21 protein-coding genes are annotated in these 21,581 nt (G+C 48.9%); 4 read left to right on the top strand and 17 right to left on the bottom strand.

The genetic code is table 11. The annotated features are described in order from the left end of the window. Positions 1–144 precede the first annotated feature (144 nt). On the bottom strand, positions 145–1,479 hold the full coding sequence (locus tag EKM70_RS02935) for a sensor histidine kinase (RefSeq protein WP_125545094.1): 1,335 nt from the start codon (positions 1,477–1,479) through the stop codon (positions 145–147). After that, positions 1,469–2,161, bottom strand: coding sequence for a response regulator transcription factor (locus tag EKM70_RS02930; protein WP_125545092.1), 693 nt, complete (start codon positions 2,159–2,161; stop codon positions 1,469–1,471). The genes EKM70_RS02935 and EKM70_RS02930 overlap by 11 nt, the downstream gene beginning before the upstream one ends. A 628-nt stretch (positions 2,162–2,789) precedes the next feature. On the opposite strand from EKM70_RS02930, the gene EKM70_RS02925 reads away from it, so the two are divergent. Further along, entirely contained in the window at positions 2,790–5,492 is a 2,703-nt protein-coding gene (locus EKM70_RS02925; RefSeq protein ID WP_125545089.1) for a YfhO family protein, read from the top strand. A 452-nt stretch (positions 5,493–5,944) separates the two neighbouring features. Here EKM70_RS02925 and EKM70_RS02920 read toward each other — a convergent pair whose 3' ends face one another. Together EKM70_RS02920 and EKM70_RS02915 are read right to left on the bottom strand one after the other, a co-directional pair. Further along, entirely contained in the window at positions 5,945–6,244 is a 300-nt protein-coding gene (locus EKM70_RS02920; RefSeq protein WP_125545088.1) for a DUF2316 family protein, read from the bottom strand. 1 nt (position 6,245) lies between these two features. Then, a complete protein-coding gene (locus tag EKM70_RS02915; RefSeq protein WP_164506309.1) occupies positions 6,246–6,677 on the bottom strand; it encodes a MarR family winged helix-turn-helix transcriptional regulator in 432 nt (143 codons plus the stop codon). Positions 6,678–6,856: 179 nt separating this feature from the next. Here EKM70_RS02915 and EKM70_RS02910 point away from each other — a divergent pair, with 179 nt between their 5' ends. Continuing rightward, a complete protein-coding gene (locus EKM70_RS02910; protein ID WP_125545084.1) occupies positions 6,857–7,738 on the top strand; it encodes an SDR family NAD(P)-dependent oxidoreductase in 882 nt (293 codons plus the stop codon). 224 nt (positions 7,739–7,962) lie between these two features. Here the strand turns inward: EKM70_RS02910 and EKM70_RS02905 are convergent, their stop codons facing one another. Continuing rightward, positions 7,963–9,156, bottom strand: coding sequence for a cation:proton antiporter (locus EKM70_RS02905; RefSeq protein ID WP_125545082.1), 1,194 nt, complete (start codon positions 9,154–9,156; stop codon positions 7,963–7,965). Positions 9,157–9,405: 249 nt separating this feature from the next. Here EKM70_RS02905 and EKM70_RS02900 point away from each other — a divergent pair, with 249 nt between their 5' ends. After that, positions 9,406–9,612 (top strand): YjzD family protein, encoded by a 207-nt coding sequence (locus tag EKM70_RS02900; protein ID WP_125545080.1) that lies wholly within the window; start codon positions 9,406–9,408, stop codon positions 9,610–9,612. A 116-nt stretch (positions 9,613–9,728) separates the two neighbouring features. Here EKM70_RS02900 and EKM70_RS02895 read toward each other — a convergent pair whose 3' ends face one another. After that, on the bottom strand, positions 9,729–10,400 hold the full coding sequence (locus EKM70_RS02895) for a GTP pyrophosphokinase (protein ID WP_125545078.1): 672 nt from the start codon (positions 10,398–10,400) through the stop codon (positions 9,729–9,731). A gap of 12 nt (positions 10,401–10,412) precedes the next feature. Next, the gene (locus EKM70_RS02890) at positions 10,413–11,633 is read right to left on the bottom strand and encodes a multidrug efflux MFS transporter (protein ID WP_125545076.1); all 1,221 of its coding nucleotides are present in this window, start codon (positions 11,631–11,633) and stop codon (positions 10,413–10,415) included. A 203-nt stretch (positions 11,634–11,836) separates the two neighbouring features. Between EKM70_RS02890 and EKM70_RS02885 the strand changes: the two genes are divergently transcribed. Then, entirely contained in the window at positions 11,837–12,595 is a 759-nt protein-coding gene (locus EKM70_RS02885; protein ID WP_125545074.1) for an SDR family oxidoreductase, read from the top strand. A gap of 283 nt (positions 12,596–12,878) precedes the next feature. Here EKM70_RS02885 and EKM70_RS02880 read toward each other — a convergent pair whose 3' ends face one another. From EKM70_RS02880 to thiE, 10 genes are all read right to left on the bottom strand, one after another. Then, positions 12,879–13,259 (bottom strand): DUF1634 domain-containing protein, encoded by a 381-nt coding sequence (locus tag EKM70_RS02880; protein ID WP_125545072.1) that lies wholly within the window; start codon positions 13,257–13,259, stop codon positions 12,879–12,881. Further along, positions 13,259–14,104, bottom strand: coding sequence for a sulfite exporter TauE/SafE family protein (locus EKM70_RS02875; protein WP_125545070.1), 846 nt, complete (start codon positions 14,102–14,104; stop codon positions 13,259–13,261). The genes EKM70_RS02880 and EKM70_RS02875 overlap by 1 nt, the downstream gene beginning before the upstream one ends. Positions 14,105–14,430: 326 nt before the next feature. Further along, positions 14,431–15,288 carry a LysR family transcriptional regulator gene (locus EKM70_RS02870; protein ID WP_125545068.1) on the bottom strand — a complete coding sequence of 286 codons (858 nt, stop codon included), beginning with the start codon at positions 15,286–15,288 and terminating at the stop codon, positions 14,431–14,433. Between the two features lie 42 nt (positions 15,289–15,330). Further along, the gene (locus tag EKM70_RS02865; RefSeq protein WP_125545065.1) at positions 15,331–16,230 is read right to left on the bottom strand and encodes an alpha/beta hydrolase; all 900 of its coding nucleotides are present in this window, start codon (positions 16,228–16,230) and stop codon (positions 15,331–15,333) included. Further along, positions 16,220–17,515 carry a PTS transporter subunit EIIC gene (locus EKM70_RS02860; RefSeq protein ID WP_225416362.1) on the bottom strand — a complete coding sequence of 432 codons (1,296 nt, stop codon included), beginning with the start codon at positions 17,513–17,515 and terminating at the stop codon, positions 16,220–16,222. The genes EKM70_RS02865 and EKM70_RS02860 overlap by 11 nt, the downstream gene beginning before the upstream one ends. Positions 17,516–17,963: 448 nt before the next feature. Then, a complete protein-coding gene (locus EKM70_RS02855) occupies positions 17,964–18,344 on the bottom strand; it encodes a hypothetical protein (RefSeq protein WP_125545061.1) in 381 nt (126 codons plus the stop codon). A gap of 26 nt (positions 18,345–18,370) precedes the next feature. Continuing rightward, a complete protein-coding gene (locus tag EKM70_RS02850; RefSeq protein ID WP_125545059.1) occupies positions 18,371–18,760 on the bottom strand; it encodes a hypothetical protein in 390 nt (129 codons plus the stop codon). Positions 18,761–18,774: 14 nt separating this feature from the next. Further along, on the bottom strand, positions 18,775–19,083 hold the full coding sequence (locus EKM70_RS02845) for a hypothetical protein (RefSeq protein WP_125545056.1): 309 nt from the start codon (positions 19,081–19,083) through the stop codon (positions 18,775–18,777). Next, the gene (locus EKM70_RS02840; protein WP_191985876.1) at positions 19,076–20,380 is read right to left on the bottom strand and encodes a Y-family DNA polymerase; all 1,305 of its coding nucleotides are present in this window, start codon (positions 20,378–20,380) and stop codon (positions 19,076–19,078) included. The genes EKM70_RS02845 and EKM70_RS02840 overlap by 8 nt, the downstream gene beginning before the upstream one ends. A gap of 543 nt (positions 20,381–20,923) precedes the next feature. Then, positions 20,924–21,580, bottom strand: a complete 657-nt coding sequence (thiE, locus tag EKM70_RS02835; protein ID WP_125545052.1) for a thiamine phosphate synthase — start codon at positions 21,578–21,580, stop codon at positions 20,924–20,926. Position 21,581 lies beyond the last annotated feature (1 nt).

The raw sequence follows: 21,581 nt of genomic DNA, 5'->3' as shown, positions 1-21,581 counted from the left end.
TCGAAAGCTCCTTATACTGCACTTGCCAATTCGTTCTAATGACTCAGATCTTACCATACAACCGTTGGGATTAAAACTTTCCCCGTGGCCCAACAGCGCAAAAACCGCAGCCACCTCAAATAAGGCAGATGCGGTTCCTAAATTTTATTTGGCAGTTGTTTTGTCATGATGGCCCGCTAATCCTACCGGGTTGACCGGGAGGGTGGCGACAAACTGACTACCTTGCGGTTGGTTACCTTTGACCACAATGTTGCCATGATGTAGGTTAACAATCCAATGCGCAATCGACAAGCCCAGCCCATTACCACCGGTCTGTCGGCTACGAGAACTGTCGACACGATAGAACCTATCGAAGATCCGTTGCCGGTCCGCCCGCTTGACCCCAATGCCTTGGTCAGCCACGACTAACTGCCACTTACGGCCCGTTAACTTCGCAGACAACGTGATTGATCGTCCCTGTGGGGAGTACTTTAAAGCATTGTCGATTAGAATATTCAACAATTGATGCACTAGGGCCTGATCTAACGTGGCCTGAAATGGCGTGACTGGATTCAAGACCAACGTCTTCCCCTGACTGGCGGCAATCTCGACATAGGGTTCCACCGTTTGTCGCATGAATTTGGCCATATCTGTGAGCTCAAAGTTCGTTTGCACGGTATTAGAATCGGACCGTGCTAAGGCCAACAGATCTTGCGTCAACTTCTGCAGGCGCTGACTCTCGCTGTTGGCCACGGCGATACTTTCCGCCTGGTCGATAATTTTATCGTTAGGTCGTGTGAGTAGAAATTCCAATTTATTTTGGATGATGGTTAACGGCGTTCGCAATTCATGCGCCGCGTTTCCTACGAATTCCGTTTGCCGACCCCAGGATCGCAGGATTGGCCGCATCGTCAGGCGAGACATCCAGATACTCATCAGAATTGACAGCAGCCAGAAGACCCCCATCGTGATCAACAGAACTCGCGTGAAATTGGCCATGGCGGCCTTTTGCGGATCAATATTTTCCATAATGAGAAGATACTTGCCCGCTACAGTCGCGTCGGAATTGGATTTCGGAACCTTCACCAGTAACGTCCGGAAACTATACTTGCCATTCACTCGAACCGTATGCAATTCTCCGACTTGGCTACGCTTGAGCGTGATGCGCTTCAACATGTCATACCGTGACCCCAATTGAGCCTGGTTGATGATTTTCCCGTGGTCGCTGTAAATCAGCGTCGTCGTCATAAACGGATGAATCGCGGCCTTCTGCATCTGTCCGGGAGTCATGTCCGGCTGATGCTGCGGTCGTCTTCTCACCGGTGCTCCCGACAAGCGCGACGTTCGCTCAACTCTAAGGGCCTGATCGGTACTGGTCAGCATGGCACGCTTAAACAGAACGAAGACGATGACCCCTAACAAAACAAAGATTACTGTAAACCCGATAAAATTGCTGATAAATAACCGCCACTGTTGTGCACGGTTAACCTTATTGCTCATCAGGGGCCTCCACAATGTAACCGGCATTGCGAATCGTCCGCAGCGAAAGATCACTGCCGGCGTGCTTGAGTTCCTTTCGCAGATTACTCATATAGACCTCAACCACAGAAAGTGAGGTCTCAGAATCAAAGCCCCAGAGCCGATTGAAAATCTGTTCCTTGGTGATAATTGTTCCCGGATTGGCCACGAGATAGGCCAGTAAATCAAATTCACGACCCTTCAACGTCAACGGTTGGCCGTCAAAGGTCGCTAAATGCTTGCTGGTGTTAATCTCCAGTTGTCCTAACGTAATAACATCACTGCTATTCAAATGCCCCGTACGCTTCAATAGTGCCTTCATGCGGGCTAACAGTTCTTCACGGTGAAAGGGTTTGGTCACGTAATCGTCGGCCCCATCATTGAAGCCCCGCAACTTGTCGGCAATCGTATCCTTGGCCGTTAAGATGAGTACCGGCGTCTTGATCCCCTTGTTGCGGATGTGTAGCAGGAGGTCCAGCCCACTTTCGCCAGGCAACATCAGATCCAAAATAATGGCGTCAAACACGCCCTGACTAGCTAAAAATTCACCTTGTTCGCCATCAAATGCGGTGGTCGTCTCACAAATCGGTCTAATTAATTCCACAATGTCCGCGGATAACTCACGTTCGTCCTCCACGACCAATACTTTGGCAGTCGTACTCAACGGGCATTCCTCCTTTGAATTTGTCTTTTTTGTTTTAGATTGTTCACTGGGGGCAATCAGACGCCGTCCTGGGGCTTCCGGCCAGCCTTAGACTTCGCACAATCGGCGAATTTCAAAGTTGACCGTGTGTTAAGTCGCGACAAGACTCAGTCTGACTACCTCCAACTAAATTCGATTTCAAATAACTTCCTCAAAAACACATTGTGCGGGTAGCGGTGCACGGTCAGAAGTGCAGTCCCGTGTCGGTGGTGTTAGGTCGGTGATTCTTCGACCTTACAGCACGGGACGTCTTTAAGACCACGACTTTGGGGCTTAAAGACGAGTTCGAAGACCGCCCTTTGGCTTCGGACGTGCCCCACAGGACGAAGCTTCTGATCGTGCACCGCGTACCCCCCCACAGGGTGGCGTCCGGTGACCGCAGGCAGGCTTTGGCATTAATAACATAGTCTACGTGATAAACGATAACGCAACCTTAAGTTACTCGCCTTACCAAACGCACGGTTAATTCGAATTTTAGCACGTTCCCCCATATAATGCCCGAAAATTGGAGTAGACTTTTATCAGGACAAGGAGCGTGTTATTCTATTAAGGTCAGACATTCTGTCCAATTAACAACGGAGGGGTTTTCATGAAAGAGCATCGTGACACGCTAGCGCAGGCTCGCGTCAGCCGCTGGGTGTATTTGGGGGCATTTTTAATCCCGATGATCATCATCAGTGTCATTTTTTGGCACTTGAAGATCACGCCATTCGGCCATCGGAGCCTATTATTTAGCGACACCGGCGCACAATATGTGCCAATTTTAGAGTACCTGCGATCAACGATTTCACATGGTCAGTTCCATCTATTCTCATTCGCACTGGGCACGGGGAGTAGCCTAGTGCCACTACTGACCTACTACGTTATCAGTCCCTACAACGTGCTCATCTTCCTATTCCCGGCGGCGCAATTACCGACCACCGTGGCTTTAATCATGATTTTAAAAATTAGTACGATCGGTCTCACCATGGCGATCTTCTTACGCCGGGCCTTTCTCAAGAGTGGGTGGTCGTTACTCCTATTCTCGACAGCCTTTAGCCTGTGTGGCTTTGTGGCGATGTACGATTACGACATCATGTGGCTCGACGCCCTCATCATGTTGCCTCTAGTCGCACTAGGCCTGCATCGGATCGTTAGCGTGCACCATTTCGGACTCTATACGTTGAGTCTCACCATCACCATTTTGGCAAACTATTATCTTGGGTACATGACGTGCCTCTTTTCCGTCTTATACTTTGCCTACCTCATCATCGAACACCAACGAACCGTCACTTCCTTCAAGGAAATCTGGCGTGTCCACCGACCAGCGATTCGTCAATTTATTATTGGCTCGTTACTAGCGGGGATGATGGCCATGGTCGTGCTGATTCCGACCGCCATGGGGATGCTCCTGACCGGTAAGGGAAACTTCTTTGTGACCAACTTCCTGCCGACCCCCCTCTTCGGTCCCGAAGTCCTGGCCCAATTCGGTCCCGGCACAACAACCTTCGTTTCTCACCTATATCATGCCCCGAGCCTATTCATGGGAACCTTGATGTTCCTGCTACTCATCGTGTACTTCGTCTCCCCTAAGGTTCAGTCGATTGAAAAACACCGGGCCATGTGGCTCCTGATTACGATGGGCCTCGGACTCTTCTTAACGCTATTCAATACCATCTGGCACATGCTTCAACAGCCAGCTGGCTTTCCATTCCGTAACGTCTATTTCTTCACTTTTCTTGCTCTGATCATCGCCTACCGAGCCTGGCAAACGCACCCTGCCCAAACCATGAACGATCCGCAAAAGGTTCTCGCGCTGGTCTGGGGAGCCGGTTTATTGGTAATTGGTTTCCTATCCGCACGGATCTTCCCACGGATCTGGGCCTTCATGTTACCGAGCTACGATGCCAGCCTCTATCAACAGAGTCAACCAGATTTCCACCTCGTTTGGTGGGCACTGGGACTGTTGTTGCTCAACACCATGCTCTTATTCATTAGTGAGTGGCGTCCCATCCGCATCGGCTTAATGGGCCTTCTGATTTCCTTTGAACTCGGGGGTAATCTTCTGGTGGCCAGTCGTGGCATGGACTTCGGCTCCCAAACCAAATTCGAAAAGTATTTCAAGGCTGACACGACGACGTTGAAACAGTTCAATGCTTCTTCAACCAAAGCCGACTTCTACCGAATCGACTTCCTACATTCTCGCATCGGCCGGGCCTACGATGAGGCTTATAACCACTACAACGATCCCCTATTATTTGATTACGCCGGATTGAGCTCCTATTCCTCCACCTTAGAGGAACCGGCCCGGGTCTTTCAAAATGACCTTGGCTACTTCAGCAGTAACGTCCGTCGAATCAGTGCTCAGGGCAGTACCAGCCTGACCGACACGCTCCTCGGGGTCAAATACCGGGTCAATGTCAATCGAGATCCTGAGGTGACGAAACTCTCGACCTTCGCTGGCATTGGATTTGCCGTCCCACAACAACTCGTCGACCTCCAGCTCAAGGATCAGAATGCCCTGGGCAACCAGCAACGCATTCTCACCGCCTTGGGCGCACCGAATGACACACTGGCACACGCCACTGTTCTCGATGTTTCTAATCGCCGGGCAACGGTCGATGACTTGCGCCGAGTTCCCAAGAAGACCATGATGCCACAACAACGTTATCAACAGACGTTTAAGCTCAAGGTCAACGCGACGGGAACGCTTCACGGCTTTTCACCATCCAATACGCTAATCTACTCAACCTTGCGAATTAACGGTCGGGCAGCCGGTCCCACGGTACGGGCCGATGGTTACCGCTATGTCATGAACCTGGGTTACCATCACAAGGGTGACGTGCTGACGATAAGTTACCTCACACCGGCCCCAGCCGCGGGTTATAGCAATGAATTTATCTCGTTGAACCAGGCCCAATATCAAACGGTCGCCAACCGTCTGAAGCGGCAACAATTTCACCTCTCGAAACAGAGTGGGGTTACCGACTTATCCGGAACCGTTACCGGAAGTTCCAAACGATCTTACCTGTATCTTTCGGTTCCAAACACGCCGGGTTGGCACGCCACCGTCAATGGTCAGGCGGTCAAGATCCAACCGGCCATGCACGCACAATCAATCACCCCAGTCATTAGAAACTATCCGGGGATGATGGCCGTGCCACTCAAACCGGGCCAGAATCACGTGGCCTTCCGTTATACCACGCCTGGCTTAAAGGCGGGGATCATCACGTCAATTATCGGTGCCATCCTGTTTGGCCTCCTGTGGTTTGGGGGCGAATGGCGCCGCGTCGTTCGCCAGCGTCATCAATAAATTTGCTTAGTCAGCGTTCAGTGTTTCTTGCTGGGCGCTGTTTTTGTTTGCCGATCGCCTCCCCCCTACTTAGTACTAACGAAATTTCTGCGGTATTTTTCGCGTGTTTTTAGTGGAAATCGTTTTACCCGATAAATTAGTTAACAGGTAGTGCTAGTTATGCAATAACTGCTCGATAAAACTCAAATTGACTCAAAGGTATGTAAAAAGCCCGCATTTGCGATAGCTTCTAAGCTGACTAAACCAGACAGAAGAACCGCAAATACAAGACCTCTTTAAAGTTAACTCAATTTTAATTCAAGTCATGGTACAAAAATTTATTAATTATCCACAAATATTGTCATATTTTGCCAATGAGTTTAGTGACTGCCATTGAAATCAAAAGGGTAGCCAATCACGTATTGTCAATTCTTATCTGATTCAACTGATACCAAGCATAATGTTGCCCTATCTTAATTCAATTGACCACGAGTAACTCTAGCTTCGCTTAAAAACCAATACTTGGCCGGTGAACCAATCAACCGACTATAAGCAACCGGCATCTGATGTTGTTGTCTTAAGACCTGATTTAAATAGTTACGGACAATCCATGGATCTTCAATATGGCGTACATTCAAATCCAAGACCTGTTGTAAATAGGCCGGTGTTGTTTGCAAATCAGCTGCTGCTTGCGCCAAACTAAGACCGCTTAATTCAAAATTTTCTTGTAATTCGCGCTTAGTTGCCCGTTTTTCCATTGCTGTTAATGACATTTTAGTCGCCCGCCGTTTCTAAATATTGAGTTAATTGGGTTAATAATGCTACCAAGTCATCGAGTTGCTTGGCAGTTAGTCCCTGTTCAAATAAAGTATTCAATTTGTTAAATGTTTGCGCAATCTGTGCCGCTACCTTTGCTCCTTCAACTGTTAAAAATAGGGCTTTTTCGCGGGCATTTTCTTTGACTGGTTGACGCTTTAGCCAGCCGCGCTGACTCAGCCCCGTCAATAAATTAGAAGTACTCGCAGCCTGTCGTCCTAAATAAGTTGCCACCGCTCGCTGGTTTGTTCCAGGATGTGCTTGCACATAATCCAGTACCCGTGCCTGATCTGGGTTAAGTCCTAGTTGTTTCAAGTGATGATTCAAATTTTGTTGTTCAATTTGAGCCAGTTGATAAATTGAATGGACGATTCCGGTTTTATTTTGCACGATCACACCTGCTTTCTTTGTTTAGTTTACCATGAATTGTTTCAATTACAAGTGTTTTAATTAAAACTGTTTTGTCAACGATTTAATGTGAGGTCAAACTGGTTGGTACGCAATGGTTTGCACCACTATAATGTATTCAAACATATTAGAAATGTGATTCATGATAAGGAGAACGATATATGACAAAAACAGTGATCGTAACGGGAGCCAATTCTGGTCTGGGATTTGAAACAACTAAGCAAATTGTAGCAAAAGGTAGCAATTATCAACTCGTCATGGCTTGCCGAAATATGAAAAAAGCTGCTGTAGCCCGTCAGAAAATTTTACAGACGATACCTGATGCCAACATCATTTGTTTGGAGTTAGACACATCTTCGTTGGCAAAAGTGAGAGCATTTGTGGCTGCGTTTAAAAAGCTAAGCATGCCACTCTATGGTCTGGTATGTAATGCTGGCGTTAGCGGCAAAACCGTTCATCAAACGCAAGATGGTTTTAACAATATTTTCGAAACAAACTATCTTGGGCATTTTCTACTTACGCAACTTCTGCTGCCGCTAATGGAGATAAAGGGTCGTATCGTAACTGTCAGCAGTGAACGGCATGATGCACTGCTTAAAGGTGTGGCATGGCCTGGGGCAAATGTACTTGCATATAGTGGCGTGAATTCACAGGTGGATAGTCAAAGTTATCCATTTTCCAAGCTATGCATGATCCTATTTGCATATGCACTAGATCGAAGATTGAGAACTAGCGCCCAACAAATAGCCGTTAATAGTGTTAATCCGGGCCTCATGACTGAAACCGGCTTGGCAAAGAATAAGTCACGCTTCACACCAACATTTCTTTCCCAGTTTGCAGGTATCATTGGTACTGCGAAGGACTCGGGAAAGATGATCACCGATCTCATTACCGCGGATAAATTTGCAACAGGTCCAGTCAGATACTTTGACCGTAGCAGTGATAAGCCTGTACCATCATCAAATCTTTCTTATGATGAACAGGTTCAAGATGAACTTTGGAATTTCAGTATGGAGGCAGTTGGTCTAAAAGGTAATGCGTAAAAGGCGTCAAGGTAACCGTTAATTAGACGTTTGTAACGCGTAGTGCTAGTTCTGTGTTGGTTGCCTCACAAGGGGCTATTCTTCCAGCGCCATCTCAATCCGCTAAACCAGGTTTCTGGAAGCAGTTCACTTGCAGCGTCCCCGCAAAAAAGGTCTAGCAACCAGCCGTTTTGGATGGTTACTAGACCTCATTAGATCTTATTTTTAAAATTCAGAGACTCATTCTAAGCACTTGGTCGCACTTTGGAGACATCTGCTTCGCCCTTACGAACTCGGTTAACGGTAACCCGTAACAAGAATGGCGCGACTAACGTGGCAACGATAATGGCCGCTACGATTGCTGAATAGCGGACGGGTGACATGAGCTTGGCTTGGAACCCAATCTGGGCAATGATTAATGCCATTTCCCCTCGCGAAACCATTCCGGCCCCAACGGCCGCAGAACTGTCCCAGGAATAGCCAGCCAATTTAGCGCCACCACCGGCTCCTAACAACTTGGTTAGGATGGCCACGATGGTCAGAACCACAATGAAACCAATCTGGTGCCCCAAACCATGGAAGTCCATGTTCAGCCCAATGCTGACGAAGAAGACAGGAATGAAGAGGGCATACCCAATCGGTTCAATGTGCCGGTCAACCGTCGATAAGGCCGACGTCTGTGCAATCGCAATCCCTGCGAAGAAGGCCCCAACGACATCGCTTAAACCGACAAGTTCAGCCAAGTAGGCCATCCCAAAACAGAGAATAATGGCCATGAGCGTTTGCCCCATAGGGATCAGTAGTCGTTCCCCAATCTTAGCCATGTAGGGTGCCACCCAACGAACTACAAAGTAAATGGCCGCAAAGTAGATAATCTGTTCTAGTGTGGTGATGAGCAGGTTGCTGGAGGCCCCGCTGCCACCTACGGCAGTCCCAGTCGTCGAGACCAACACACTCAAGATCACCACGGCCAAGACATCGTCGACTACGGCAGCTCCCAGGATAGTGGTTCCCTCTCGGCTACTCATGGCATTCATTTCCTTCAGAACTTCCACAGAAATGGAAACCGACGTGGCCGCGAAGATCACACTGATAAAGAGACTCTCAACCATGCCAAGATTGTAAATCATCCCCACCAAATACGTCCCAATCATTGGGACAATGACCCCTAACAGCGCTACGAAAACACTGGGCTTCAAATAACGCTTCAGGAGCTTTAGGTCACTTTCCAAACCAGCAATGAACATCAGGATAATAACCCCGATCTCCGCATAGCTCTCTAATACGTGGGTTAAGCTGATCCAACCCAGGACTGCGGGTCCGATAATGACCCCCACCAACAACTGACCAATTACCGCCGGAATCCCAATACGCGTACTGTAGTGACCCACCACAGTCGTTGCGAGCAGAATCAGCGTCAAACTCATTAATAAGTTCACGAGTAGCCTCCTTTTCAACAAAAAAAGCGACAACTTCAAAAATGGCCTCCCCAACCCAAGGGAAACACTATTCTTGAAAGCAGTCGCTTCAACCATCTTTTAATTTTATTAGAGACTATTATACCGAAACCAACTGACACAAGCAACCTTACTGCCTCGTCAGGCCAATTATTTAACCGCTTACATAATCTTAACTACCGCATTGCAGGCGACCGTGTTAAAATGGATAATGATTGTGAGGTGACGCGTGTGAAGTGGTTTTTCTCTAACTTGATCGTGGTTGTTTGGGCCGTTATTTTCGGTGAAATCATTGGCTATATTGGGGGTACGCTGGAAAAGATGACGTACGATCCCATGACTGTTGGTGCCATTACAGCCGTTGCAGCATTCGTTGCAGTGAACGGCATCTGGTTCATGAACCGCGAAGGCCGTAAGCAAGCTTCAAGTGCCAAGTAACGTCAGTGTAAACATGATCATCAAACCAGCCTTGGCACTTGCCAGGGTTTTTTATTTTGGATTCAAAACTTCACGCGTGGCGGGTTACTGTGACCAACCCCAACTACACCCATCCACTAGTCTTTCGCAACATCATTATCTGCCCGAATTTGGTTCTTAATGGCATTCATATCCTGATCGAGCTGATGAACCAGTTGTGCCTTGGCCACCAGTTCTTGTCGCAGTTCATCCTGATGGGCGACATTCTTCTTGTAGTTGAGCTCGTGTTCCAACGAGGCCCAGAAGTTCATCGCAATGGTCCGAATCTGAACCTCCACCGTCACCGCTTCGACCCCGGCGTTCAAAAACACCGGTACGGCCAGGATCAGATGCAGGCTTCGATAACCGTTAGCCTTAGGCTTGTTCACGTAATCCTTGCGTTTCAGGATTCGGATGTCCGGTTGTTTTTCCAACCGCCGTTCCATCGCCACGATGTCGTCTTCAAAGCGGACGATAACTCGAATGCCGGCGATGTCGTGCATCTCATCTGGTAACGTATCCAGATTGAAGTCTAGGTGCTTACGCTGGGCCTTTTCTAAAATACTCTCTGGCGACTTAATCCGTGACTGCAGGCTGTCCACTAATGAATGGCCGTGCTGAATCTGATATTCCTGATCCAAATAAGTAATCTTGGTTCGCATCACCCGCACAGCACTCCGATAATTCAACATGAGCTGGCGAAATCGATCAACCGCCGCTAATGAAGTCGGATCGGTTGGAAATGATGTCGGTAAATTCTCGTTTGCCATTTGTAAGTCCTCCTATGCGCGTTGTTGTCGAAAGTGGCGGATTTCTGGGACCAACCACCACAATAAACCGAAGTTCACGAGCAAGGTGATGGCAGTGAAGACAAAGACCCCATTATAGTTAAAAATATTGGCCACGAACCCACCGAAGAGGGAGCCAAACATACTGCCTAATGCCTGAAAGGATTGATTCCAGCTAAAGACGGTCCCGGTCAACGACTGTGGGGAGTTCTTAGTTAGCAGGGTTTGGACGGCCGGGAACAAGGCCCCATCCGAGACCCCGATCATGAATCGCAAAATCCCCAATAACCAAACACTGCTGACGAACCCTTGTGGAAAGTACATTAGAACCGCGAAGATATAGCCAAAGATTAACACACGACTGGTTCCGTGACGGTCGCCGTACTCGCCCAACTTCGGTGCCGCCAACAGCGTTGACAACCCCGGCAAGGCCGCAATAATCCCGGCCACCAAGGTAATTGGTCCCACATTATGCATAAGTTGCTTCACATACAGACTAATAATCGGGGTAATAGAGTTGTTTCCCATTTGAATAATCATCGTTGAAACCAAGAGAACGATGATGAGTCTAGGGTCTCGAACCTGCTTAAGCCAACTCCCCTGTTGTGCCTGTTGTTCTCGACTCACCGGTGTAAAATGTTCATGAACTAACGTTGCACTGAGGAAGAAGACAATAATCAAAAAGATCCCCGTCAGAATAAACGTCCAGCGAATAGAGAAAACCTGAGCGAGGATCCCCCCCAGAACCGGGCCAATCAGATTACCACTGACGTAGCCGGTCGTCAGGATTCCCAACGCGTTGCCGCTCTTTTCACGCGGCGTTTCCGAAGCGATCAAGGCACTGGCATTGGGAATATAGCCGGCAAAGAACCCTTGCAAAAATCGCAATCCGATTAATTGCCAGATATTATTAACAAATCCCATCAGACCAATGACAATGGCCATCCCCAAAGAAGACCGCAATAACATTAATTTACGACCCTTTTGGTCAGCCAGCTTCCCCCACAGTGGCGAAACTAGCGCGATCACGAAGAAAGTCACGGCATACGTGACCCCACTGTACATGGTCAGCTGCCCCTTGGTGAACGTTCCTAAATCATCAACATATAACGATAAAAATGGCATGATTTCACTGAACCCCATGCCAGCTATGAAGGTTCCTAGCCATAAAACGGCTAAATTTCGCCGCCATTGTTTCTTTTTTCGTGTGCCCACGATGTCAATCGCCTCTCTACTTTTTGCTCTCAAAACGCCTTGACATCCAGTTTAGCACACCTTTTTTGATCACGAACTTTTAACCCATTCAAAAAATAAATGAAAAAAATTTACAAAATGACTAGCATTTTTGATCGTTTTGTTACATAATAGAGCCATAGACATGTGACAACATTCACTTACACTTCAGGAGGTAATTACAGATGGCTCATCGTTTAGATGGTAAAGTTGCAATTGTTACGGGTGGTACTTTAGGAATTGGGTTGGCCGTTGCCAACAAGTTCGTTGAAGAAGGCGCCAAGGTTATGATTACCGGTCGTCACGCTGACGTCGGTGAAAAGGCAGCCAAGAGCGTTGGTGGCTCCGATGTTATCCAGTTCTTCCAACATGATGCAACTGACGAAGACGGTTGGGTAAAGTTATTCGATGCTACGGAAAAAGCCTTTGGCCCCGTATCAACTATCGTTAACAACGCCGGTATGGCCGTTAACAAGAGTGTTGAAAACACGACGACTGCCGAATGGAAGCAACAATTGGCCGTTAACTTAGACGGTGTCTTCTTCGGTACCCGTCTTGGTATCCAACGGATGAAGAACAAGAACCTCGGTGCCTCAATCATCAACATGTCTTCAATCGAAGGCTTCGTTGGTGACCCTAACTTGGGTGCTTACAACGCTTCTAAGGGTGCCGTTCGGATCATGTCCAAGTCAGCCGCTATCGACTGTGCTTTGAAGGACTACGACGTTCGTGTTAACACTGTTCACCCAGGTTACATCAAGACCCCATTAGTTGACGATCTTCCAGGTGCCGAAGCTGCTATGTCAGCTCGTACCAAGACGCCAATGGGCCACATCGGTGAACCTAACGATATCGCCTACATCTGTGTTTACCTTGCATCTAACGAATCCAAGTTCGCTACTGGTTCAGAATTCGTTGTTGATGGTGGTTACACCGCTCAATAAACCAATAATTTTAAATTTAAGGACGACCGTTCAATGCGGTCGTCCTTTTTCTTTTGACTTGAAAGATGGCTTCGGCGTTAGATTGACCACTACGGCTACCAGGGACTCCGGCTAGGATCAATGGTTACCAATCACTAGCTGTCTCACGTTTTCCTACTTTCCAATTGGCCCATAACATCATCCCAAGCAGTCCATTCAATCATTCATTTCTGAATCCAGCTAAGCCAATCAGAATAAAGAAAAAGGCGCTGGCAGATTTCTCCGCCAACGCCACAGTTCCCATTTAATCACCATGAACCCCGATAATCAGGGCAAAGAGTAAGATAAACAACACCAAAGTCGTAATCGCCACGTACAGGTGGTCACGCTCCTTATAGAACGCGTAGATGGAGACCACCACCCGTAAAACGGGGGTCAAAATCAGGCAATACGTGCCCAACATCATAATGGCATAGGCCTTAAGATGCCAAGTACCAACTAGGATCGCCCCCATACTCAGTGGCATGGTGCTTCCGGGATAACCAGATTGTCCAGTTACGAGAAAGATGACTAACCCAATCAACATCACAATGGCTGAAACGATGACACCCACTTGGAGAATCCGGCCGATAATTGTTTCGACTTGGGCCATTTCTTTCGCCGTTGCTACTTGTTTTTCCTGCATTAGAAGTGAACCCCCAATCCCTTAAAGAGCATCTGTAATCCGATGTAGAGAATAATCGGAATAAAGACAATTCGAATCCAACGAGCCGGTAGGATCTGCATGATCCGCGACCCAATGACGGCACCGCCGAGAATTCCCAAGGCCATTGGGACCGCAATCCCTGGCAGAATTGAGCCGTTAAAGAAGTACACCGTCGCACTGGCGGCTGCGGTGACCCCCATCATCAGGTTAGATGTTGAGCTAGAAGGCTTCAAAGGCATCTTCATGAACGTATCCATCGCCATCACTTTGAAGGCCCCGGAACCAATTCCCAACAGGCCACTAGCGACACCGGCACCAAACATCACGGTAAATCCGGCTGGGACATTTTCAACTTGGTAATCAACATCTTTCATTTCGGCCTTGTCGTAATAAGTTCCGTTAAGCTTCAGCTTCGTCGCAATCCGGTCGGGTTCGACACGTTGCAGCACCTCTTGCCCTTGTCGCAACTTGCGGTACATGTTCCACCCCGAGAATACCAACAGGCAACCAAACAACAGGTATAGGTACTTGGGATCCAAGACTCCCGTCAACAAGGCCCCGCTAATGGCTCCGGTGGTTGTCGCGATTTCCAGGAACATCGCGACTCGTAAATTCAGCACGTTGTCCCGTAAATAAGCAATTGTCGAGCCAGAACTGGTCGCAATGACAGCGATAATGCTGGCCCCAATGGCATATTTGATATTTAGACCCATTCCCAGGGCCAGGATGGGTGTGATAATCATCCCACCACCGATGCCTAGAATAGACCCGGCGATCCCGGCAAAGATGCCGACCCCCATCATAATTAAGGCTGTTTGGATCATGATCTCTATTTCCTCCTCGTCAATCAATCTACGCCCTTGATTATCAACCTTTATTGACCCCGAGGCAAGCCGGTGTGACGGGCTATAGACGAATTGTAAGAATACTTTTCACAAGGTAAATTGCTGGTACTAAGGAGTTTATAATTGAGTCTATCTTTATTTGTGACTTAATTATTAATCTTATGCTGGCTCGTCTGTTCACGCCTCCCAATCCACAGTCACCCAGGAAACTCGTCACTGCTTGAAATAAAACGGTTACAGTCAAACACGGCATTCCCATACAAAATAAATATGGGAATGCCGTGTAATTTGTATTTCAGATATGGTTAGTAACTGTCAATGAAGCGCTGAACCAACGGACTAGGCTCCCGATTAGCTGGCCAGACCACCTGAAGCGTCGTTCGCCAAGGCCGATAGTTTATCGGATAAATGGCGGTCTGTACCCCACTGATCTGTTCGGCAACGGAGCGCGGAACCAGTGCCACCCCCATCCGCGCGTCCGCCCACTGAACGGCCGTCCGGGCATCGTCACAGGTACAAGCGATGAAGGGAGTCAGATCCTTCTCGGCAAAAGTTGTTTCAAAGATGTGCGTGAAACGCCGGTAAATAATCAAGGGCACCTGAGCCACGTCTTCGACCCGCAGCGTGGTCGCTTGAAAGTGATCGTACTTGTGGGGCACGACCGCCACCATGGCCTCACTGGCCAGTGACTTACTCGCCAGATCTGGGGCACTGAAGGGTGTCCGGACAATTGCCACGTCGATCAGCCGCTTTCGTAGCTGGTCTAAGAGGCCATAGGTGTTGTCCTCCACTAAGCGAATCTGAAGTTTGGGATAGTGGCGCGTCAAAGTTCGTAGCTTGGCATTAGGTGTAGCTCCGATGGATGAAGACACCATCCCCACGGCTAGCGTTCCTGCCAGGCCTTGTCCCAAGGCTTTAACCTGACTATCGGCCTGCGCGCGCAGATCCAATAGCTGTTGCGCGTAATCCTGCAACAGTTGGCCCGCCGGGGTTAACGTCACACCATTGACGGATCGGTTAAACAGGGTGACCCCTAGTTCCGTTTCCAACTGTTTAATCTGGTAACTAAGCGGTGGCTGGGCAATGTGTAACTGCTGAGCCGCTGCGGTAATCTGACCGGTCTGCGCCACCGTCAAAAAATAAGTGAGTTGCCGAAAATTCACCACTATCACATCCGTTTCATTTTACAATCATTATAACAAAGTCTATGGTAGCCCCGTTTCACCAGGATCCGAGTTTGCATTCCGAGACTGTTTAGTCGGTGGCGTGTAACGATCCTTTGCGGGTAAGACTTCTTGCAAGATGTACTGCCGAATGAGCAGAACGATCTGTCGATTCTGCGGCAGGTCCGAGTGAGTCGTATTATCCCCGGTCACCGTGATCTGCGTGTAATGCGCAACTTGATTTTGAAAGACGTACTTGCCTTGATTGACACTATTAGCAGGAACCGTTCCATCGCTCGAATACGTCTCGGAACCCGCAACGGAGTAAACCACTAGCTTCTTTGGTAGGTTTTCCCGGCCATCAATCAGGTCTTTTAGAATCGGCGTCTTCTCAGTCGTACTGTCCGTCTCCATATTGTATGGCGTGGCAATTGTCATGAGTTTGTCGGCCGTGACCGACTTGATTTTGGGCAAGTAATCTTCCATGAAGAGACTCAATGCCAGCCCACCATTGGAGTGTCCCAACGCAGAGAAATGATTAAAACGATAGGTCTTGACTAAATCCTTGAAGGCCAGATTCAACCAGGCCGCCTGTTTTACAATATTTGAATACCCATCCCGATTGTTTTCAAAAGCAATCACGATGAAGGGTTGATTGTCTCCCCGCTTGATACTCCCGGTATAAGATAGCTGACCGTTTTCCAGGACCTTGACCTTAAGAACACTGTGCGGTACCTTAGTTTCTTGCCGCAACTGCGTAATGAGTGTGTCGAATCTGTTCTGACTGGCACTCGACCCTGGCACCATAATAATTGGATTCAACGGGGTCTGATAATCTGATTTATACTGGCTGATCCGCCGGGATAGCCACGCTTGACTAGGCATAAAAACAGCTACAATGACCATCCCTAAGATAAGCCAACGCCACCAACTATGCCGCATGGTCCGCACCCCCTTCCAGGTTCAGTAACCGGACGAATGGGAGATAAATGAGAACCGATAGGACTAGGCAAAGCAGGCTCAAGGCCAGAGCTCGCCAGTCACCCCCTGTGCCTAGAAAGGCGACAAGTGGTCCCGGAGTGGTCCGCGGCACCGGGTAGACGATCGGTGGCACTAATTTCCACGAAATTGCGGTCCACGCTACAGCAATATTGACCGCTGGTGCAAGGACAAACGGAATCAGCAAGATGGGATTGTAGAGCACGGGTAACCCCAACAAGGTTGCCTCGTTAAGGTTCACCAGATTAGGTAACAACGTCTGCCCAGCGACACGCCGATAGCGGGCCTGATGCGACCCGATCCCAATGGCAATGAGAAGTGCCAGTGTCATCCCGGCACCCCCAAAGTTAGCATAGGCGTCCCCTAACGTATGCAGGGTAATGGGATGGGGCGCGCCCCACCCAGAACCGTGTTGCACGGCATACGCAAGGTTTTGTAGCGACGTCACCGAGCTGTTCCCGGCCACATCAATCGGACCGATCAAGCCCAACCACCACAGTCCGTTACTGATAGCGGTCATAGCCAAGATTCGTAACCCGTGGTGCCCAAGATTCGTGTTTAACGCCTGAAAACTCAGGTAAACCAGGGTATTTAAGCCCCCGGTATTTAACCAGCTCAGCGCATACCCGATGCTAACGGTGACCAGGAGAATGAGACTGAGGGGCAAGGCAATTCGTCCAGTCCAAGACAATGGCGTTTGGCGATGTGCCAGCCACCAGCGGCCGAGGCCCTTCATCAGGTGACTCGCTAGCCACCCGACCGCAAGACCAACGACGATCGCTAGAAAGATCCCTTGCGGACCCAGGTTAGCTTCGAGAAATTGTGATGGGCCAGTAGCACTGTTTCGATTAGGATCACCCAACGCAATGTAATTCACGTTCAGTGTCAGAAAAGCTAGCGCACTGGTCATCCCCACCGCTAAAGCGTCGGATTGATAGGTCCGCGCCAAGTAATGCCCCGTGGTAAAGGCCACCATGACCGCCACCAAACCATTAATCACAATGCTAATCGCTTGGATCAGCTGTTGCCACAGATCCACGGCAGGCAACCACTGCTTGACATGATAAATTTGATAAAAAAAACCCGTCTTAGTCAGCCAACCCTGGCCCAAAAAGTCGAGCAAAGCCATGACTAAAATAAACGGATAAGCCACCCGCAAAGCCTCCGTAATGGCGCGCATGGCCCGCCATTGGTTGATTCGTTGGTTAAACCGCCATAATGCCCGCATACTTACTCCCCCTAAAACACGTCGGTCGGGTCGCCGATAACGACGCTCACAACACTTATCGTCAACCGCCGACCAAAATTTCATCGCATGACCAGCAAGGCCCACGCACCGTTCACTTTGTTTTTATTATACGAGCTTCGCACGACAATGGACGTCTCAACACTTAAAAATTTTATTATGTTATGCCTAGTCCATACGAATAAGTTAGACGAAACACTGCTCAAATGGCAACGGCAATGTTATACTGGCCCCGAGACGAACTGATTGTCTGACCAGTTCGTCTGGCATAACCTACCATAACTCAATCTCCACAAAAGAAGCCACCGGGATCTCTCGGTGGCTTCTTCTCGTTTACTAGGCTTTTCATTCCAGAAACCATGACTCGTAACTGAGATTGACCGACTGGGATCAAACCGCCTGGAGACTGGCAAAATACCATTATCAGAACTTAATTTCGCCCCAAGTAATGAAAATCCGGATCGCGGCCTTCCCGGTAACAGGCAAACGATGCCGTCAGTTCATTGTGGAAAGTCACCAAGATCGCCGGTGTTGCCCAGGTAGACGCCGCCCAAAATACGGTGTCGTCCGGTTCACGGTTGTCATTTGGATAGCGGTAATAGCCTAAATTCTCATCCCAAATAGTACCTTGCGTATTCAGCCAGTCCTCGGCCAAACCAGCCTGAACCACCGCCATGACGTCCTGATTATCCCGAATCAGAGCCGCCAATTTATCCCAGTCTAATTGCCAATCGTGTTCCTTCGGGGTCTGTCCCCGTGTGCCTAACGGTGTATGACGCAACGCAATCGGCTTCAGATCAACAAAATCCATCTGACTAACCTCCTCATTTTACTTCATCATACCCCATCCCCGGTTGACACGCAGCGGATGTCGGCCAATTGTAAAAATCGGTAGCGCCCGGACGCTAGCCGAATGACAATTTGGTCCTCATCCACTCCGGCCACTTGACCATCGATCGTCGCGGCTACCTGATTGGCATCCCATACATTTAGCTGGAGATGCACCGGCCGTTTGTGCCGCCAAGCACTGGCCAAGCGACGGCTAACCTCGTCTTGCGCTTGCTGGGGTCGAAGAGCCTCCACCCGTTCGGCCGCATGCATCTTTGCCAATGCACTCGTGTGGTCCGACAGATAGAATCCCCCCCACTTCAACATCCCACGATCGTGATAGTCCCGCTGAAAAAAGTCATTGGCCAAGCGATCGTTATCCACATGATGTAAATGCATGACCTTTCACTTCCTCAGCGGATCCACCGGTGGCTCTCTGGCCAACGGACACGACCAAAATTGACAAAATTAAGCGACAACTGTGTATGTGTCTTCAACGCCCCCACAACTTTTTCCAAGACGGCTAACTCCGTGGTGTGTACGGTGTGCAAGGGAATTGAGCGTTCACGATGATTCTTACGCCGAATATCTAAAAAGAAATTAAAGGCCGACCCGTACTGGTTGTTCACCACGTCAATGCGATATTGACAGTGCCACTGCGCCGTAAATAAAGGATCAAGTCTAGTCGCAATAATCTCTGCCTCTTGATCACAATTAATCAAAACTATTCCCCCCATTGTGGCCACCAACCAGCGACGCCCGCCGCAACATGGTGCCGCCGGGCATCAGACTACTGGCTGGAATGACCGCAGTCTTCCCAAATTTATCACGTAATTCGTCAATGACCCGATCGAACTGATCGTTTTTAATCTGCCGGTCGGGGTCTTGAAACAGATCCAACTGGAGATTTTGACAATGGCTGAGGCGTGAAAGCCCCACGCCAATATTTCGCACCGGCTGGTCCGCCCAGTTTTTCCGAAAGAGACGTAACAGTGTCATAATAATTGTCTGCGCGTTATCGGTAGGTGCGAGCCGACAAGAATGGTCGAACCCGGTTCGCCCGTCGTTCTCCGTATCGGCGCGAGCAAAACCAACGTACAGGCTGACACAACCGGCCTGCTGGCGATGATGCCGCATCCGCGAAGTGACCTGCTGGCCAATCTCTCTAATTACCAACTCAATCTCGGCCTGTACCCGATAGTCACGTGGCAAGACCTGTGAGTTGCTCCAACTCTTCTCCTTAGGTGGTCGCACCTGATGCAGTTGGCTTCGATCAATTCCCCACGCTAAGGCGAAGAGTTGGGCCCCGATCATCCCCATCTCGGATCGCAATTCATAGGGATTCACGTGAGCCAGATCACCCATACTATGAATACCCAGTCGTTCCAGATGAACGGCTGTGCGATGACCAATGCTCCAAACCTTCTCCAGATCCGTAATCGGCCAGATATGTTGGGGAAATGATTCGTAAGTTAGCCGACCAATCAACTCGTGATCGTGTTTAGCCTGCAAGTCCAACGCCAACTTAGCCTGAATCGGATTCTCACCGATACCAACCGTCGTATAGAGTCCTAATTCGTGGCGTACCTTCAGCTGAATACGCCGAGCCACCGCTTCTGGCGTCTTGCCAAATAACCGCCAAGAGTGGGTCATATCTAGAATTGATTCATCAATTGAATAGGGAAACAGATCGTCATCTGCGACAAATTGGCGAAAGATCTTATTGATTTCCAAATTCTTTTGAATGTACAGATTCATTCTGGGAGGAACGACTAAGATCCGTGGATCATCGGGAACTTCGTACTGTCGCGAGACGTTACTGATACCAAACTCCTTCTTGGCCATTGGCGATGCCGCCAATACCAGACCACTCCCCGTGTTGTCCGCTTCCGACATCACAATCAGAACAGATTCCAAGGGATTCAATCCCCGTTCCATGCTCTCAACACTGGCATAGAAAGATTTGTTATCAATCATCAGGAACATGCCATGTGGTTCTTGTTGATAATCCATCGCCATCACCTCCCATCAATGATTGCTTTTATTATACGAACGTTTGTTCGATAGTGCAAGTATATTTTAAAAAAATTCAATCGTGATCTGATCAATTTCAACGTATCTCACACTTTCAACGGGGGCGTCTAAATTAATCTCATCCTGTAAACTAGTTCACCTAACAAACCGCTATCAAGCCACTCACAGTTCAGCCCCTAAATTCTCTGACAACTTAATTAAATTTGTTTCGCTAATCAGGTAGCTTTTACCCCACCAACGTGTTAGAATGTATTTGTGAAGTTAGCCCTAGTCAACTAGCTTCCTCAACTTTAAAAGCAGAAACAGTCTTGCCGCACTTAAAAACGGTTAGACTGTTTCTGTTTTTTGGTTAGAAATTAATTTGTTACAGGACTATTACAGCTAGGCTCATGTGTAACTAAAATCTTATTGTTATCAATCGTTATACATATATGTATTAACCATGTTCGGGTCAATGAACACTTGTCTCACATCATAAAGGGCGGTCGGAAAAATTCCAACCGCCCTTTATTTTATTAAAATAATGATTTAATCAGTAGCAAAAGCTTGGCGCATCTGAGCCACAGCAGCCACCGGATCGGTACTTCGCGTCAGTAGCGTAATCACCGCCGCGCCAGCCGCACCCGTTGCCGCTACTTCAGGCATCGTGTCTACCGTAAGTCCTCCGATTGCCACGACCGGCACGTGGGACTGAGTCACCAATTTTGCTAAGCCGGCCGCCCCAATCACGGGGTCGGCATCGGCCTTGGAGGTCGTCGGAAAGATGGGGCCACTCCCCAGGTAGGCAATCCCCGTCACCTGGTTGGCCGCCGCAACTTCTTCGGCGGTCGAACACGAGAGTCCGACGAACATGTCACGCGGCTTAACCGCATCCAGAACCTGTTGAACCCCGGCGTCACTCTGGCCGACGTGAATGCCATCGGCATGTAACGTCAGAGCTAAGTCAACATCGTCATCAACGATAAAAGGCACACTGGCTGCGCGACACTGCTCACGCAGATCCCGCCCCAAGGCCACCCGTTCCGTTGCCGTTAAGCTACTGGTTCCCTTGTCTCTGAACTGAAAGGCCGTGATTCCCGCCTTAAGCATGGTGGCAAGTACCTCTCGCAGATCTCGTCCGGGCACATCTTGGCTGCCCGCCACAAAGTAAGCGCGTAATAATCCTGGTTCAAACGTTACTGACATC

The sequence above is a fragment of the Levilactobacillus lindianensis genome (genome assembly GCF_003946095.1).
GTDB classification, from domain to species: domain Bacteria; phylum Bacillota; class Bacilli; order Lactobacillales; family Lactobacillaceae; genus Levilactobacillus; species Levilactobacillus lindianensis.
Note: the sequence above shows the minus strand (reverse complement) of the source record. Positions and strands in the feature narration are given on the sequence as shown.

Bases quoted from the DNA above. Each gene is read 5' to 3' on its own strand.
- EKM70_RS02935 (WP_125545094.1), bottom strand. From the start codon at position 1,479: ATGAGCAATAAGGTTAACCGTGCACAACAGTGGCGGTTATTTATCAGC.
- EKM70_RS02920 (WP_125545088.1), bottom strand. From the start codon at position 6,244: ATGTCATTAACAGCAATGGAAAAACGGGCAACTAAGCGCGAATTACAA.
- EKM70_RS02885 (WP_125545074.1), top strand. From the start codon at position 11,837: ATGGCTCATCGTTTAGATGGTAAAGTTGCAATTGTTACGGGTGGTACT.
- EKM70_RS02875 (WP_125545070.1), bottom strand. From the start codon at position 14,104: ATGATCCAAACAGCCTTAATTATGATGGGGGTCGGCATCTTTGCCGGG.
- EKM70_RS02855 (WP_125545061.1), bottom strand. From the start codon at position 18,344: ATGGATTTTGTTGATCTGAAGCCGATTGCGTTGCGTCATACACCGTTA.
- EKM70_RS02860 (WP_225416362.1), bottom strand. From the start codon at position 17,515: ATGCGGGCATTATGGCGGTTTAACCAACGAATCAACCAATGGCGGGCC.
- thiE (WP_125545052.1), bottom strand. From the start codon at position 21,580: ATGTCAGTAACGTTTGAACCAGGATTATTACGCGCTTACTTTGTGGCG.
- EKM70_RS02910 (WP_125545084.1), top strand. From the start codon at position 6,857: ATGACAAAAACAGTGATCGTAACGGGAGCCAATTCTGGTCTGGGATTT.
- EKM70_RS02865 (WP_125545065.1), bottom strand. From the start codon at position 16,230: ATGCGGCATAGTTGGTGGCGTTGGCTTATCTTAGGGATGGTCATTGTA.
- EKM70_RS02840 (WP_191985876.1), bottom strand. From the start codon at position 20,380: ATGGCGATGGATTATCAACAAGAACCACATGGCATGTTCCTGATGATT.
- EKM70_RS02925 (WP_125545089.1), top strand. From the start codon at position 2,790: ATGAAAGAGCATCGTGACACGCTAGCGCAGGCTCGCGTCAGCCGCTGG.
- EKM70_RS02880 (WP_125545072.1), bottom strand. From the start codon at position 13,259: ATGCAGGAAAAACAAGTAGCAACGGCGAAAGAAATGGCCCAAGTCGAA.
- EKM70_RS02895 (WP_125545078.1), bottom strand. From the start codon at position 10,400: ATGGCAAACGAGAATTTACCGACATCATTTCCAACCGATCCGACTTCA.
- EKM70_RS02850 (WP_125545059.1), bottom strand. From the start codon at position 18,760: ATGCATTTACATCATGTGGATAACGATCGCTTGGCCAATGACTTTTTT.